Genomic DNA, 14857 nt, shown 5'->3' with positions numbered 1-14857 from the left:
GCCCATGAAGACGCTCACCCTGCTCCGCCATGCCAAGTCGAGCTGGGACGACGCGGTGCAACGCGATTTCGATCGGCCGCTCAACGCTAAGGGGCGGCGCGCGGCGGCGTCGATGGGGCGGCACCTGCGCGGCGAGGCAATGGCGTTCGACCACCTCGTCGCTTCCCCCGCCGTGCGCGTCGGCGAGACGCTGGACGGCTTTTCGAGCGGGTACGGCCGGTTGCCGGAAATGGTGGAGGACCGGCGCATCTACCTCGCCAGCGCCGCGACCTTGCTGGAGGTGGTGCACGGGTTGCCCGTCTCGGCGAGCCGTGCGCTGCTGGTGGGGCATAATCCGGGGCTGGAGGATCTGGTGCTGATGCTCGTGCCCGGCGGCGGGGGTCCGCGCGACGCGGTGGAGGAGAAGTACCCGACCGCGAGCGTGGCGGAGATGCGGTTCGCGGTGGATGATTGGGCGGACGTGCGCGCGGGCGCGGGCGAGCTGGCGCGGTTCGTGCGGCCGCGCGACCTGGATGCGACGTTGGGACCGGACGCGGACTGACGCCTGGTGGACGAGTTGTTAACCATCGCCCGCTATCCGATGCCGCTCGCAGCGGAGACCATGGATGTCGGGACCGGACGATTCGGTGATCATAAAAGCGGCCGCGGGCGAGGCCCGGCGGATGCTGAGCGCCGGCGCGAAGCTGGGCTCGAAAACGCATGTCACGCTTTCGGCCGCGCACTTCGCGCAGCTCGCCCGGCTGTTGGCGGCGACGGCGGACACGGCCGAGCGCCGGGACGAAGCCTTCGACAGGCCGGTGGACGGCATCCGGTTCTGGGTTCCCCTACCCGAGATGGAGGCGCAACGCGCCGAACTGGCCGCGCTGCGTGAAGCGAGCCTTCGGGCGGCGGCCGTTTCCGGCTGGGACCGCCTGGCCTTCTGACGACGCCCGCCTCAGCGCCCCAGCATGCGGATGATGCCGGAGAAGTCGGTGCTTCCCTGCCCTTGCGCCGCGTAGGTTTCATACAGCTCGGCCGCCTTGGCGCCCATCGGTACGTTCGCCCCCGCGCCGCGCGCCGCCTCCATCGCGAGCCGCAAGTCCTTCAGCATCAGCGCGGCCGCGAAGCCGCCCTGGTAATCGCGGTCGGCCGGGGTATCGGGGCCGACGCCGGGGACGGGGCAGTAGCTGGTCATCGACCAGCTCTGGCCCGACGATACGCTGGCGATGTCGTAGAAGCGCTGCGGGTCGAGCCCGAGCTTCTCCGCGAGCAGGAACGCCTCGCAGGTCGCGATCATCTCCGCGCCCAAGAGCATGTTGTTGCAGATCTTGGCGGCCTGACCCGCGCCGTTGCCGCCGGCGTGGATCACGGCGTTGCCCATGTCGGACAGGTACGGCTCGGCGCGCGTGAACGCGCCCTCGATGCCGCCGACCATGAAGGTGAGCGTGCCCGCGTTCGCCGCCGCGATGCCGCCCGATACGGGGGCGTCGACCGCGACCAGGCCCTTCATGCGCGCGGTCTCGGCGACGCGCTTGGCGGTGGCGACGTCGATGGTGGAACAGTCGATCAGGATCGCGGTCGCGCCGACGCGGCCGACCAGGTTGGCGTAGACCGCTTCCACGTGGGTACCGGCGGGGAGCATCGTCACCACCGCCTCCGCCCCGTCGACCGCCGCCGCCGCGCTCGCGGCGGGCAGGCACCCGGCCTGTTCGGCGCGGGCCAGCGCGTCGGTGGAGAGGTCGAAGGCGCGGACGTCGTGCCCCGCCTTGGCCAGGTTGGCGGCCATGCCGCCGCCCATGTTGCCCAGCCCGATGAACGCGACGCGTGCCATTCTTCTCTCCTGCTCCCCTCCCGCTTGCGGGAGGGGTCGGGGGAGGGCCTGTACGCGCACTCTCCACCGTCCGCGCCCTGCCCTCCCCCAACCCCTCCCGCAAGCGGGAGGGGAGCGGTCATTTGCCTGTCCACTCGCCGGGCCGCTTCTCGACGAAGGCGGCCATGCCCTCGGTCTGGTCGTCCGTCCCGAACAGGCCGTGGAACAGGCGGCGTTCGAAGCGGACGCCCTGGTGGAGCGTCGTCTCGAAGGCGGCGTCGACCATCTCCTTGTTCGCCAGGACCGCGAGGGGGGCCATGCCGGCTATCGTGGTCGCGACCTTGACCGCTTCCTCGACCAGATCGGCGGCGGGGATCACGCGGCTGACGAGGCCCGCGCGCTCGGCTTCGGTCGCGTCCATCATCCGGCCGGTCAGGCACATCTCCATCGCCTTGGCCTTGCCGACCGCGCGGGTGAGGCGCTGCGAGCCGCCCATGCCGGGCGACACCGCCAGCTTGATCTCGGGCTGGCCGAACTTGGCCGTGTCGGCGGCGAGGATGAAATCGCACATCATGGCGAGCTCGCACCCGCCGCCCAGCGCGAAGCCCGCGACGGCGGCGATGATCGGCTTGCGGGTGGCGGTGAAGCGTTCCCACCCTGCGAAGAAGTCGGCGGCATACATCGCGGCGAAGCCTTGCGCCTGCATCTCCTTGATGTCGGCACCGGCCGCGAAGGCTTTGGGCGAGCCGGTCAGGACGGCGCAGCCCTGGGTGGGGTCGGCGTCATAGGTGGCGAAGGCGGCGAGGAGGTCGGCGAGGACCTGGGAGTTAAGGGCGTTCAGCGCCTGGGGACGGTTGAGCGTGACGAGGGTCACGGGCCCGCGCTGCTCGACGAGGATGGTCTGGTAATCGGGCATGGGGCTACTCCGTCAGTTCGGCGTCCACGCGTCCGCCTCGTCGAGGGGCGCGAAGATCTGGTCGATTAAATGGCCGGTCACCTCGTCGGGCGTGGCGGGGTCCCAGCTCGGCGCGTTGTCCTTGTCGACGATCACCGCGCGGACGCCCTCGATGAAGTCATGGCGCTGCACCACGCGGCTGCCGACCGCGTATTCCTGGCGCATCTCGTCCTCGAAGGTCGGCATGGCCGCGCCGTCGAGCAGGAGCTTGAGCGACACCTTCATCGATTGGGGTGATTTGGTGCGGAGCGTCGCCAGCTGCTTGACCGCCCATTCGCTCTGATCGGTCTCCAACGCGGCATAGATGTCTTCCAGCTCGTCGGAGGCGAACAGGCGGTCGATCTCGCCCGTATGCGCCATGATCGCCGCGTCGGGCGCGGGCGCGGAAAGATCGTCCAGCACCGCCGCGATCGCCTGGGGCGTCTCGGCGATGCGGCGCTTGGCCTCGTCCAGCCTGTCGGCGGTCAGGTAGTGGGTGGCGAAACCGAGCGCGAGGCACTCCGCCCCGTCCAGCCGATGCCCGGTGAGCGCCAGATAGCGCCCAATCCGCCCCGGCCCTCGCGATAGGTACCAGCCCGCGCCGACATCGGGGAACAGGCCGATCCCCGTCTCGGGCATGGCGAATTTCGTGTTCTCCGTCGCGACGCGGTATCGGCATGGCAACGCGAGCCCGACGCCGCCGCCCATCGTCACGCCGTCCATGAAGGCGACGAGCGGCTTGGGATAGGTGAACAGCCGGTGGTTCATCCGGTATTCGGCATGGAAGAACGCGCGCGCCGCGACCCCGTCACCCGCGCCGCTCCCGGCGAGCATGCGGATGTCCCCGCCCGCGCAGAACCCGCGCGAAAGCTTGGGATCGCCGTCCGGCGCGGGTGCATGGTCGACGATCACCGCTTCGACCGCCGAGTCGGTACGCCATCGCTCGAGCGCTTCGAGCACCCCGTCGCACATGGGATGGGTGAGCGCGTGAAGCGCCTTGGGGCGGTTCAGGCGGATGCGGCCGACACGATCCTCGGTTCCAACGATCAGCTCTTCGGTCATTCTCCCTCTCCCATCGGGAGAAGGAAGGGGCCCACGCCGTAGGCGTGGGAAGGGTGAGGGTGACAGCCGTGCGCGTCGCCCTCACCCCTCGCCGCTTCGCGGCTTGCCCCTCTCCCGGGGGGAGAGGGGAAGAAGGCGGTCGCGCCTTTCATTGCCTCGTCAGCTCCCGCCCGACGATCATGCGCATGACCTGGTTGGTGCCCTCCAGGATCGAGTGGACGCGCAGGTCGCGCCAGAAACGCTCGATCGGGTAATCCTGGAGATAGCCGTAGCCGCCGTGAAGCTGGAGCGCCCTGTCGACGATCGCCGACCCGCTGTCGGTCGCCAGCCGCTTGGCCATCGCGGCGAACTTGGTCTTGTCGGGGGCGTTGTCGGTCACCTTGGCGGCGGCCAGGTAGAGGAGCGCACGCGCCGCCTCGAGATCGGTCGCCATGTCGGCCAGCGTGAACTGCGTGTTCTGGAAGTCGGCGATGGGCTTGCCGAACTGCTGGCGCTCCTTGGTGTAGCGGATCGACTCGTCCAGGCAGCGTTGCGCCCCGCCGAGCGAGCAGGCGCCGATGTTCAAGCGCCCGCCGTCAAGGCCCATCATCGCGATGCGGAACCCCTCGCCCTCGCCGCCGACGAGGTTCTCAGGCGGCACGCGGACGCCGTCGAAGCTGACCGTCGCGGTGGGCTGCGAGTGCCACCCCAGCTTGCGCTCGGGCGCGCCGAAGCTAACGCCGGGCATATCCTTTTCCACGACGACGCACGAAATGCCCTTGGGGCCCTCCTCCCCGGTGCGGACCATGGTGACGTATACCTCGTTCTCGCCGCCGCCCGAAATGAACTGCTTGGAACCGGTGACGAGATAGTCGCCGCCGTCCCTGACCGCGCTGGTCTTGAGCGCGGAGGCGTCGGAGCCCGAGCCGGGCTCGGTCAAGCAATAGCTCGCCAGCCGGTCCATCGTGACGAGGCTCGGCAGGTACTTGTCCTTGACCGCTTGGCTACCGAACCGGTCGATCATCCACGACGCCATGTTGTGGATCGAGATGAAGGCGCTGGTGGACGGGCAACCATAGGCCATCGCCTCCATGATCAGCGCCGCCTCGAGCCGGCCGAGCGCGATGCCGCCACTTTCCTCCGACACGTAGATCGCGGCGAAGCCCAGGTCGGCGGCTTCCTTGATCACGTCGCGCGGGAAGATGTGGTGCTCGTCCCACTCGCCCGCGTTCGGGGTTATGCGGTCGGCGGTGAAGCGGGCGGCGAGCTCCTGGATCTCGCGCTGGTCGGAGGTCAGGTCGAACTGGGTCATGCGGGTTCCGGGCAACGGGCGTAACGGAGCGAAGTTGCGGGATCGCGTTCCTCGCGGATGAGGGTGCCGTCGTCGATCAGGGTGAGCGCGTTCGCGCGCGTCCATTCCTGGCCCTCCCCGATGAAGGCGAGCCTGGCCTCGATCCGGGCCGGGCGGGGCTGGATCAGGGCGGTCGCGGTCGCGCGCGATTCGTAGAAGCGGAGCGTCTTCGCGCCCACCTCCATCAGCCCTTTCGCATCGTCGCGACCGGGCTCGCAATCGGCTGCGACGAGACCCCAGCGACCCTGGAACGACGCGGGAAAGGCTTCGAGGCCCGCGGGCGTGGCCGATGCCGCGGGGGTCGCCGCAGGCGGCGGGTCGAGCGGGATCGCCTTGTTGCCCGCGTCGTCGGTCAGGTTCTCGGGCACAGCCTGCTGGACGGTCGGCGCGGCGCTCGACTCTTCGGCGGCGGTATTGGCGCCCTCCGACCCGCCGCCGCATGCGGCGAGCAGAAGGGATGCGGGAACGAGGAAAGCCGACAGGGGGCGGAGCATGGCGGAGGGCGTCATGGCGCGGCCTGTATCACCGGGGCGGGCATCCCCGCCACTGTCGGCTCTTCATGGAGCACGCGCTCGGCGAACAGGCGGTCGGCGAGCGCGGTGTCGTTGCGTGCGTACCAACGCGGCGCGGGCAGGCCCTTCTCCCAGGCGAGCGCTTCCGTCAGCGTACCTTGCGCGGAGGGGACGTCGGGCCGGGCCGCCGCGACCGGGTCGGCGAACGCCTCGTCCACGCCGACGATCTTCCACCCGGCGCGGCGAAGCGCCTCCACCAGGTCGCCGACGTAAAGCGCCGCGATGTCGGTCTCGTGGAGCAGCAGGACGTGCGCGGGCGACCGGCCGAGCGTGCGGCGGGCGAGGTCGTCATAGAACCCGGCGGCTTCGACATGGCTCTCGACATACAGGTCGCGGAGCGCGGCGGTGTCGATCGGCTTGCCCGCCGCGCGCGCCTCGACCGTGAGCCGTTCCATGTTCCAATCGGACGCATCGACCGTGGCGTAGCCGTTGCGCAACGACCGCGCCGCCAGGCCCGCCCGCACCGCGTCCCGCTTTCCCTTGTCGCGGCCACCCTCGTCCAGGAACGGATAACGGAACCAGGGCCGGTATCCCTTCCGGCCCCTTAGCCACGCCTCGGCGCGGTCGATGTCGGCGAGATAGTCGGCGGCGGACGTCGCGTGGAGGTGCGGGTGGCTCCATGAGTGGTTCGCCAGGACGTGTCCCGCGGCGGCGTAGGCCCCGATCCGACGCTCGCCGCCCCTGCGACCCGCGAGCGATCCAGGGTTCAGGAAGAAGGCCGCCTGCCGCACCCGCGCCCGCCGCAGCGCCGCGAGGAGCCGCCGGGTCCGCTCGTCGGGCGTCATGAACGCGCCCCGCCCGCGCGGGACGTCGTCGAACGTCAGCGCGATCCGCTTTCCCGCCGCCGCCGGCCTGGCAATCAGCAGCAGCGCGAGCAGGGCGAGGAGGACGCGGACCGTCGTCACCCCATGGTCGGGATGACGAACGCGTCCTGCACCCGCGCGGGGCCGCCGTCCTCGGCGGCGCGCTCGGGCCCGGCTCCGCCGATGCCCGCGCCGTCGGGCCAGCGCTGGGTCACGGTCTTGACGCGGGTCCAGAAGCGGACGCCCTCCATCCCGTGCTGGTTGTGGTCGCCGAAGCCAGACCGTTTCCAGCCGCCGAAGCTGTGATACGCGACAGGCACGGGGATCGGCACGTTGATGCCCACCATGCCGACCTCGACGCGCGCCGCGAACTCGCGCGCGGCGTGGCCGTTGCGGGTGAATATCGCAACGCCGTTGCCATACTGGTGCTGCGACGGGAGCCGGACCGCCGTCTCGAAATCGGGCGCGCGCACGATCTGGAGGACGGGGCCGAAGATCTCCTCCTTGTAGGCCGACATGTCGGGGGTGACGCGGTCGAACAGGGTCGGGCCGATGAAGAAACCCTTCTCGTGGCCCTGGAGGGTAAAGCCGCGGCCGTCGACGACCAGCTCGGCGCCCTCGTCCATGCCGGTCTGGATCCAGTTCTCCACGCGGGTACGGTGCGCGGCGTTGACCACGGGGCCGTAATGCGCGCCCGTGTCGGTGGAGACGCCCACCCGGAGCGCCGCGATCGCGGGAATCAGCTTCTGGCGGAGCGCGTCGGCGGTCTTGTCGCCGACGGGCACCACCACGGGGAGCGCCATGCAGCGCTCGCCCGCGCTGCCGAACGCCGCGCCCGCCAGGTCGGCGACGACCTGGTCCAGATCGGCGTCGGGCATGACGATCCCGTGGTTCTTGGCCCCGCCCATCGCCTGGACGCGCTTGCCCGCCTCGACGCCGCGCCGGTACACGTAATGCGCGATGTCGGAGGAGCCCACGAAGCTCACCGCCTTGATCGCGGGATGGTCGAGGATGGCGTCGACCATCTCCTTGTCGCCGTGCACGACTTGGAGGATGCCCTCCGGAGCGCCCGCCTCGAGCATCAGCTCGGCGAGGCGCACCGGCACCGACGGATCGCGCTCGGAAGGCTTCAGGATGAAGGCGTTGCCGCAAGCGATCGCGACGCCGAACATCCACATCGGGATCATGGCGGGAAAGTTGAACGGCGTGATCCCCGCCCCGATCCCGAGCGGGGTGCGCATCGAACAGACGTCGATGCCGGGACCCGCGCCTTGGGTGTACTCGCCCTTCAGCAGGTGCGGGATGCCGCAGGCGAACTCGATCACCTCCAGCCCGCGCTGGATGTCGCCCTTCGAGTCCGCCAACACCTTGCCGTGCTCGATCGAGAGGGTGTGCGCGAGCGCGTCGATGTTCCGCTCGACCAGCTCCTTGAATCGGAACATGACCCGCGCCCGGCGCTGCGGGTTGGTCGCGGCCCAGGCGGGCTGCGCCTTGAGTGCGGCCTGCACGGCGGTCTCGAGCACGGCGGCGTCGCCCAAGGGAACGCGCGCCTGCACCTCGCCCAGGTTGGGATCGAACACGTCCCCGAAACGAACGGCGGGAGCGAGCCCGCCGCCCGCGACATGGTGGTCGATGATGCGCATGCCGGATCCTCCGCGAACGTGTGCGGGGTCCCTAAGCGCCGGGCGGGGGTCGGGGCAAGCGCCCGCGCGGGCACGGGAACATGGTCCGGCGCGGTCGGTTTACCGCGTTCCCGCTAGACGAGGCGACGATCCGACCGATGAGTCCGACTTTCGACGACGCGGCGGAGACGCCGATCGGAACGCGGGCCGCGGACGGTTCCCGCGACGCGACGCTCGCGCTGCTTCGCCGGCTGGACGCGACCGGCTATCGCTTCACGACCGTGACCCCGGCCAGCCACGCGCGCGTCCTGGCGCGGGCGGACCGGCGGCGGGCGCGGGACGTTCGGGACGCGCTCGGCTGGAGCCTGCCCTTCGCGCCGGAAGCGGTCGGGGCGGAGCTGTTCGGGCTGATGATCGCGGCGGGCGTCGCCGCGCCGGCCGAGGACGGGCTGTTTCGCGCGACGGTGCGCGCGTCGAGCGTCCAGGGGGCGTTGTTCCTTCATTCCGCCTACCCGCCCGACGGCCGCGACGCGGTGTTCCTGGGCCCGGACAGCCACCGCTTCGCCGAGCTGATCGGGGCCGAGATGGGCCGGCCCCGGTCGGGCGGGCGCATCCTGGATTACGGCGCGGGCGCGGGCGTGGGCGGGATCACCGCGGCGCGCGCCGCGCCCGGCGCGACGCTGACGCTCGCCGACGTCAACCCGGCGGCGCTGCGCCTGGCGGGGATCAACGCCGAATGCGCCGGACTCGACCACCGCGAGGTCGTGGCGAGCAGCCCGGCCGACCTGGACGGGCGGTTCGACCTGATCGTCACCCACCCGCCATTCATGATCGACGAGGGCGGGCGGCTGTACCGCGACGGCGGCGCGTTGTTCGGCGCGGGCGTCGCGCTCGACTGGGTGCTGGCTGGGGTGGAGCTGCTCGCGCCGGGCGGGCGGCTGGTCCTGCATACGGGCGTGTCGATCGTGGACGGCGAGGACCCGCTGCTGCGCGAGCTCCACGCCCGGCTGGATACGGATCGGTTCGCCTGGGGCTACCGCGAGCTCGATCCCGACATTTTCGGCGAGGAGCTGGCGACGCCCGCCTATGCCCGGGTCGACCGGATCGCCGCGACGGCGTTGCTGGTCGTGCGAACCGCGTGAGGTGAACCCCCGCCCGCTCCGCGTGGTCGAGCGCGCCGTGTATCGCGGCCCGCATCTGTACGGCCTCAAGCCCATGATCCGCATCCAGCTCGATCTGGGCGCGCTGGAGGAGTGGCCGAGCGATCGGCTGCCGGGCTTCACCGACCGACTCCTCGCGCTCCTGCCGGGGCTCGGGCGGCACGGGTGCAGCTACGGCGAGCCGGGCGGACTCGTGCGGCGCCTGCGGGACGGCACCTGGCTGGGCCATGTGATCGAGCATGTCGCGCTGGAACTGCAGGTGATGGCCGGCCACACCGTCACGCGCGGCAAGACGCGCAGGGTGAAGGGCCGGCCGGGGGTGTACGACGTCCTTTATCGCTACCACGACGAGCAGGTCGGGTTGATGGCGGGCGCGCATGCGATCCGGCTGGTCGCGGACCTGCTTCCTCCCGAACTGGCGCGCGTCGAGAACTGGGCGTCGCTGCGGCAGGCCGAGCTGGGCGAACCGGGTGGCGTGCCGGCGATCATGGCCGCGCTCGCCCTCCCGGTCGCGGCGGCGCGGTTGGGGCCGACGACGCAGGCCCTGGTCGACGCGGCGCGGCGGCGCGGCATCCCGGCCGTCCGGTTGAACGCGCGGAACCTGGTCCAGCTGGGCACGGGCAGTCGCCGGCGGCTCATCCGCGCGAGCGTCACCGGCGCGACCTCCTTGATCGGGACCGAGCTGGCGGGGGACAAGGACGCGGCGAAGGCGCTGCTCGACGCGGCGGGGTTGCCGGTCCCGCGCGGCGTCGTGGCGCGCACCGCCGACCAGGCGGCGCTGGAGGCGCGGCGGTTGCGCTATCCGGTGGTGATGAAGCCGGTGGACGGCAATCACGGGCGCGGCGTCACGACGGACATCGCGTCGGAGGAGGCGGTGCGCGCCGCCTTCGAGCTAGCCGGGGCGCAGAGCCGGAGCCCGCGCGGGGTGATGGTGGAGCGGCAGCTGCCGGGCCGGGACCACCGCGTGCTGGTCGTCGGCGGCCGGATGGTCGCCTGCGCCGAGCGCGTCCCCGCGCGCGTGATCGGCGACGGGGCGCGGACGGTCGCCGAGTTGATCGCGGCCCTGAACCGCGATCCCAGGCGGGGGCGCGGCCATGGGCAGGTGCTGACCCGCATCGTCCCCGACGGCGCGATGCGGGCGTTGCTGGCGACCGGCGGCCGCACGCTCGCGAGCGTTCCGGCGGCGGGCGAGGAGGTCCCGTTACGCGGCACCGCCAACCTGTCGAGCGGCGGGACGGCGATCGACCGCACCGACCGGATCCACCCTGAGAACGCCGCGATCGCCGAACAGGCCGCCGCCGTGATCGGGCTCGATGTGGCGGGGATAGACCTGCTGTCGCCCGATATTTCGCGTCCGGTGCGCAAGACGGGTGGCGGCATCGTCGAGGTGAACGCCGCGCCCGGTTTCCGGATGCACCTGCAGCCGTCGGAGGGGACGCCCCGCGACGTCGCGCGCCCCGTGATCGACATGCTCTTCCCGCGCAGGCGGGCGAGTCGCGTGCCCGTCTTCGCGATCACCGGCACCAACGGCAAGTCGACGACGACGCGCATGGTCGCGCGCATCCTGTGCGAGGCAGGGCTGCGTGTCGGCATGACCACCACATCGGGCGTGTATGTCGACGGTCGGCTGCTGATGGCCGCCGACGCCAGCGGCCCCAGGAGCGCGCGCATGCTGCTCCGCAACCCCACCGTCGATGCCGTCGTGCTGGAGACCGCGCGCGGCGGCATCCTGCGCGAGGGGCTGGGATTCGACCGGTGCGACGTCGGCGCGGTCCTGAACGTCACGGGCGATCATCTGGGGATCAGCGGCATCGACACGGTCGAGGAGTTGGGGCGGGTCAAGGCGGTCGTCGCCCGCGCCGTCGCGCGCTGGGGTAGCTGCGTGCTCAACGCCGACGATCCGATCACCGTGCGGATGGCGCGGCATACGGGCGGCAAGCCGGTCTGGTTCTCGATGGCGGGCGGAGAGGCGATGCCGCCGTTCCTACGCCGCCATATTGACAAAGGCCTCTTGGCCGTCGTGCGCGAGCCGGGCGCGCTCGGCGGGACGATCGCGCTGTGGCGGGACGCACGCCGCGAGCCGTTGATGAACGCCGCCGACGTCCCCGCGACGCTCGGCGGTTCGGCCGAGTTCAACATCGCCAACGCGCTTGCCGCCGCCGCGATGACGATCGCGCACGGCGTCGATCCGGAAGTCGTCCGGCGCGCGCTGGGACAGTTCACCTCGTCGTTCGAGGACAGCCCGGGTCGCCTGAACGTCCACGACGCCGCGCACGGCGTCCGCGTGATCGTCGACTACGCGCATAACGAGGCGGCGGTCACCGCGCTCGGGCGGCTGATCGACACCATGCGCCCTGATCACGGGCGCGTGTACGGTGTCGTCTCGATCCCCGGCGACCGCCGGGACGAGGACCTGCTGCGCATGGGCGAGCTGGCGGCGGGCATCTTCGACGAGGTGATGTTCCGCGAGGCTCCGGACGGCCGCGGCCGACCCGCCGGGTCGATCAACGCGCTGATGACAGAGGGCGCGCTCCGCACCGGCAAGGACCCCCGCCTGCTCCACCGCCTGCCGAGCGAGGAGGCGGCGACGCGGGTCTGCCTGGAGGCGGCGCGGCCCGGCGACCTGATCGTCATCATGCCGAGCGAGGTGGAGCGGATCTGGAACCAGGTCGTCTCCTACGTGCCCGCCGTCCACCAGCTCTCGGCGTGCGCATGACCGAACCCGGCCCCCTGCTCATCATCGGCGGGCGCGAGGACAAGACGGGCGACCGTGTCATCCTGCGCGCGATCGCCGAGCGGGTGCGGGGCAGGAAGCTTGTCCTCGCCACCGTGGCCAGCCGCGCGCCCGAGGGTTATTTCGACGCCTACGAAGCCGCGTTCGCCGATCTGGGCGTGACCGACCTGGTCGAGCTGTATGTCCACGAGCGCGGCGACACGCTGGACGGGAGCATGGACGGGCTGTTCGAGGACGCGGCGGGCATCTTCTTCACCGGCGGCGACCAGCTGCGCATCTCCAGCCAGATCGCGGGCACCCCGGTCGAGGAGGCGTTGCGCCGGGTTCACGCGCGCGGCGGGCTGATCGCGGGCACGTCGGCGGGGGCGTCCGCGATGAGCGACACCATGCTGGTGCGCGGCGCGGGATCGACCTCGCATCGGTTCGGCGACCTGCATATGGCGCCGGGGCTAGGATTGATGCCGCACATCATCATCGACCAGCATTTCGCCGAGCGCGGGCGGATCGGCCGGCTGCTGGGCGCGGTCGCGCACAATCCTCGCGTGCTGGGGGTGGGCGTCGACGAGGACACCGCGATCCTGGTGACGGGCGAAATGTTCCGCGTGCTCGGATCGGGGGCGGTGACGGTGGTCGACGGATCGGGCGTCACCCATTGCAACATCGCCGAGGCGCGGCCCGAGCGCACGCTGTCGATGCACGACGTCCGGCTCCACGTCATGGCCACGGGCGACGGTTTCGACCTGAACGCGCGCCGACCGATACGCCCGGTCGAGGATTGACGCCGGAACCGCGCCGCGGCCGCTGTCGTTGGACGGGATGACCCGGGAGAACAGGCGATGGCGCGCATGAAGACGACTTGGACGGGCTCCGCCGCTTGACCCGGACCGTCCCGCAACGCTGGCCGTCCGTCCTCTGGATCGTCCGCCACGGCGAGAGCGCGGGCAACGTCGCGCGGATGGCCGCCGACGCGGCGGGCGCGCACCGGATCGACCTGACCGAACGCGACGTCGATGTGGCCCTGTCGCCGCGCGGCGAGGAACAGGCGGCCGCGCTCGGCCGCTGGTTCTCGGGCTACGGCGTGGACGGTCGCCCGGACGTGCTGCTCGCATCTCCCTACCTGCGCGCGCGCGAGACCGCGCGGCTCTTCCGCGAGGCGGGCGGTTGTCCCGCCGACGAGCCGATCTGCGTCGACGAGCGCCTGCGCGAGAAGGAGTTCGGCGTGCTCGACGGCCTGACCGGATCGGGCATCAAGGCGCTCGCGCCCGAGCAGGCCGCGTTCCGGCGGCTGCTCGGCAAGTTCTACCATCGTCCGCCCGGCGGCGAGAGCTGGTGCGACGTGATCTTCCGCCTGCGCTCGGTGATGGACACGGTCGCGCTCCACCATCCGGGCGGGCGCGTGATGATCGTCGCGCATCAGGTTGTGGTGCTCTGCCTGCGCTACGTCATCGAGGGCTTGAGCGAGGAGGAGATCCTAGCGATCGATCGCGCGGGCGATGTCGCCAACTGCTCCGTCACCGAATACCGCCACGATCCCGCGCACGGCCGGAGCGGCGGGCTGGTGCTGGCGCGCTATAACGAGAGCGCCCCGGTCGAGGACAGCCCCGTCGCGGTGACGGACGCGCCCGACCGGATGGCGGGCGTGACCGCGTGAGCGCCGTGGAGCTCGATGCCGCATGGCGCGCGGCCAACCCGCCGCCGACCGACGACGGCGCCGATACCGACAAGAACAGTCGTGGCCGCGTCCTCTCGATCGGTGGATGCCGCCAGGTGCCGGGCGCGCTCCGGCTGACCGCCGAGGCGGCGTTCCGCGTCGGCGCGGGCAAGTCGCTGCTCGCGACCGTCCCGTCGGCGGCGTTGATGCTGGGCGTGCTGTTCCCCGAGGCCGGGGTGATCGCGCTGGAGGAGGACGAATCGGGCGAGCCGGTGGTCGGGCCGGACTCGCCACTCCACGCCGCGCTGGATCATGTCGACGCGGCCGTGGTCGGCCCCGGCATGATGGACCGCGCCGCCGCCGGGCGGCTCGTCCACATGGTCGCCCAGGCCCCGCGCGAGGGCGTGTCGCTGGTCCTCGACGCCGCCGTCTGCGCCGCGTCGGGCGCGTTGGCGGAAACGCTGGCGGGCTATGCGGGGCGGCTGGTGCTGACCCCGCATGGCGGCGAGATGGCCGAATTGTGCGACTGCGACGCCGCCGCGATCAAGGCCGATCCGGAGGGCCGCGCGCTGGCGGTCGCCACGAAGTTCGGCGCGGCGGTGGCGTTGAAGGGCACGTCCACGCTGATCGCCGCCCCGGACGGCCGCCTCGTCCGGTATGCGGGCGGCGGGATCGGGCTGGCGACGGGCGGGTCGGGCGACGTGCTCGCGGGCGCGATCGGCGGGCTGCTCGCGCGCGGGTTCCCGGCGTTCGAGGCAACCTGCTGGGGCGTCTGGCTCCATGGCGAGGCGGGCCGCATCCTGGCGGGCAGGGTCGGCCCGGTCGGGTTCCTGGCGAACGAGCTGCTGCCGGAGTTGCCGGGCCTATTGCCGCGCTGAGATGCGACCATGCATTGCTCCGGCTTTTTCGAAGAAGTCGAGGGCATGGACACGGCGATTAGCTCCTCAAAATCAGCTGCACAAATGTCGGGCATGCATGCTTGCAGACCGCCGCCCGTCTCCTACTCGACCGTTAGAACCGCGAGGCCGCGCTTCCTGCCGGCACCCTCATCCATCGTATCCACGGCTCTCCAGAGTCGGTCCGTGCTGAGCAGAAATGGACGATATTCAGCGTTGACGTCGCCGATTAGAACAAGGTCGCGATCCGCTAGGCCTCGTGGACAAAGGTTGACGGCGTGATCGCTTGTTGATTCAAGGCTGC

The 14857-nt window shown here is 71.4% G+C and carries 14 protein-coding genes; 7 read left to right on the top strand and 7 right to left on the bottom strand.

Translation table 11 applies throughout. The annotated features are described in order from the left end of the window. The first annotated feature begins 4 nt into the window (after nucleotides 1–4). Nucleotides 5–541, top strand: a complete 537-nt coding sequence (locus ACFE71_RS04120) for a histidine phosphatase family protein (protein ID WP_375427547.1) — start codon at nucleotides 5–7, stop codon at nucleotides 539–541. A gap of 64 nt (nucleotides 542–605) precedes the next feature. Next, complete coding sequence (locus ACFE71_RS04115; RefSeq protein ID WP_375427546.1) at nucleotides 606–923, top strand: hypothetical protein; 318 nt, start codon at nucleotides 606–608, stop codon at nucleotides 921–923. Between the two features lie 11 nt (nucleotides 924–934). Here ACFE71_RS04115 and mmsB read toward each other — a convergent pair whose 3' ends face one another. The 7 genes from mmsB to ACFE71_RS04080 all read right to left on the bottom strand — a co-directional run bounded on the left by mmsB (nucleotide 935) and on the right by ACFE71_RS04080 (nucleotide 8133). After that, nucleotides 935–1810 carry a 3-hydroxyisobutyrate dehydrogenase gene (mmsB, locus tag ACFE71_RS04110; RefSeq protein WP_375427545.1) on the bottom strand — a complete coding sequence of 292 codons (876 nt, stop codon included), beginning with the start codon at nucleotides 1808–1810 and terminating at the stop codon, nucleotides 935–937. A 118-nt stretch (nucleotides 1811–1928) separates the two neighbouring features. Further along, the gene (locus tag ACFE71_RS04105; protein WP_375427544.1) at nucleotides 1929–2705 is read right to left on the bottom strand and encodes an enoyl-CoA hydratase; all 777 of its coding nucleotides are present in this window, start codon (nucleotides 2703–2705) and stop codon (nucleotides 1929–1931) included. Nucleotides 2706–2717: 12 nt separating this feature from the next. Then, nucleotides 2718–3785: an enoyl-CoA hydratase/isomerase family protein gene (locus tag ACFE71_RS04100; protein ID WP_375427543.1), complete on the bottom strand. Its 1068-nt coding sequence runs from the start codon at nucleotides 3783–3785 to the stop codon at nucleotides 2718–2720. Between the two features lie 148 nt (nucleotides 3786–3933). After that, nucleotides 3934–5076 carry an acyl-CoA dehydrogenase family protein gene (locus tag ACFE71_RS04095; RefSeq protein ID WP_375427542.1) on the bottom strand — a complete coding sequence of 381 codons (1143 nt, stop codon included), beginning with the start codon at nucleotides 5074–5076 and terminating at the stop codon, nucleotides 3934–3936. Then, the gene (locus ACFE71_RS04090; protein WP_375427541.1) at nucleotides 5073–5624 is read right to left on the bottom strand and encodes a hypothetical protein; all 552 of its coding nucleotides are present in this window, start codon (nucleotides 5622–5624) and stop codon (nucleotides 5073–5075) included. The genes ACFE71_RS04095 and ACFE71_RS04090 overlap by 4 nt, the downstream gene beginning before the upstream one ends. Then, a complete protein-coding gene (locus ACFE71_RS04085; protein ID WP_375427540.1) occupies nucleotides 5621–6592 on the bottom strand; it encodes a polysaccharide deacetylase family protein in 972 nt (323 codons plus the stop codon). The genes ACFE71_RS04090 and ACFE71_RS04085 overlap by 4 nt, the downstream gene beginning before the upstream one ends. Next, on the bottom strand, nucleotides 6589–8133 hold the full coding sequence (locus tag ACFE71_RS04080) for a CoA-acylating methylmalonate-semialdehyde dehydrogenase (protein WP_375427539.1): 1545 nt from the start codon (nucleotides 8131–8133) through the stop codon (nucleotides 6589–6591). The genes ACFE71_RS04085 and ACFE71_RS04080 overlap by 4 nt, the downstream gene beginning before the upstream one ends. A gap of 137 nt (nucleotides 8134–8270) precedes the next feature. Between ACFE71_RS04080 and ACFE71_RS04075 the strand changes: the two genes are divergently transcribed. The 5 genes from ACFE71_RS04075 to ACFE71_RS04055 all read left to right on the top strand — a co-directional run bounded on the left by ACFE71_RS04075 (nucleotide 8271) and on the right by ACFE71_RS04055 (nucleotide 14535). Further along, nucleotides 8271–9254: a methyltransferase gene (locus ACFE71_RS04075; RefSeq protein ID WP_375427538.1), complete on the top strand. Its 984-nt coding sequence runs from the start codon at nucleotides 8271–8273 to the stop codon at nucleotides 9252–9254. 1 nt (nucleotide 9255) lies between these two features. After that, on the top strand, nucleotides 9256–11988 hold the full coding sequence (gene cphA / locus ACFE71_RS04070; RefSeq protein WP_375427537.1) for a cyanophycin synthetase: 2733 nt from the start codon (nucleotides 9256–9258) through the stop codon (nucleotides 11986–11988). Continuing rightward, nucleotides 11985–12785 (top strand): cyanophycinase, encoded by an 801-nt coding sequence (locus ACFE71_RS04065; RefSeq protein ID WP_375427536.1) that lies wholly within the window; start codon nucleotides 11985–11987, stop codon nucleotides 12783–12785. The genes cphA and ACFE71_RS04065 overlap by 4 nt, the downstream gene beginning before the upstream one ends. A 95-nt stretch (nucleotides 12786–12880) precedes the next feature. Next, nucleotides 12881–13657 (top strand): histidine phosphatase family protein, encoded by a 777-nt coding sequence (locus ACFE71_RS04060; RefSeq protein ID WP_375427535.1) that lies wholly within the window; start codon nucleotides 12881–12883, stop codon nucleotides 13655–13657. Continuing rightward, nucleotides 13654–14535, top strand: coding sequence for an NAD(P)H-hydrate dehydratase (locus ACFE71_RS04055; RefSeq protein WP_375427534.1), 882 nt, complete (start codon nucleotides 13654–13656; stop codon nucleotides 14533–14535). The genes ACFE71_RS04060 and ACFE71_RS04055 overlap by 4 nt, the downstream gene beginning before the upstream one ends. Nucleotides 14536–14857 lie beyond the last annotated feature (322 nt).

It is taken from the genome of uncultured Sphingomonas sp. (assembly GCF_964237155.1).
In the GTDB taxonomy this organism is placed as follows: Bacteria; Pseudomonadota; Alphaproteobacteria; order Sphingomonadales; family Sphingomonadaceae; genus Sphingomonas.
The sequence above is the reverse complement of the archived record's forward strand: the minus strand, read 5'-3'. Positions and strand labels throughout refer to the sequence as shown.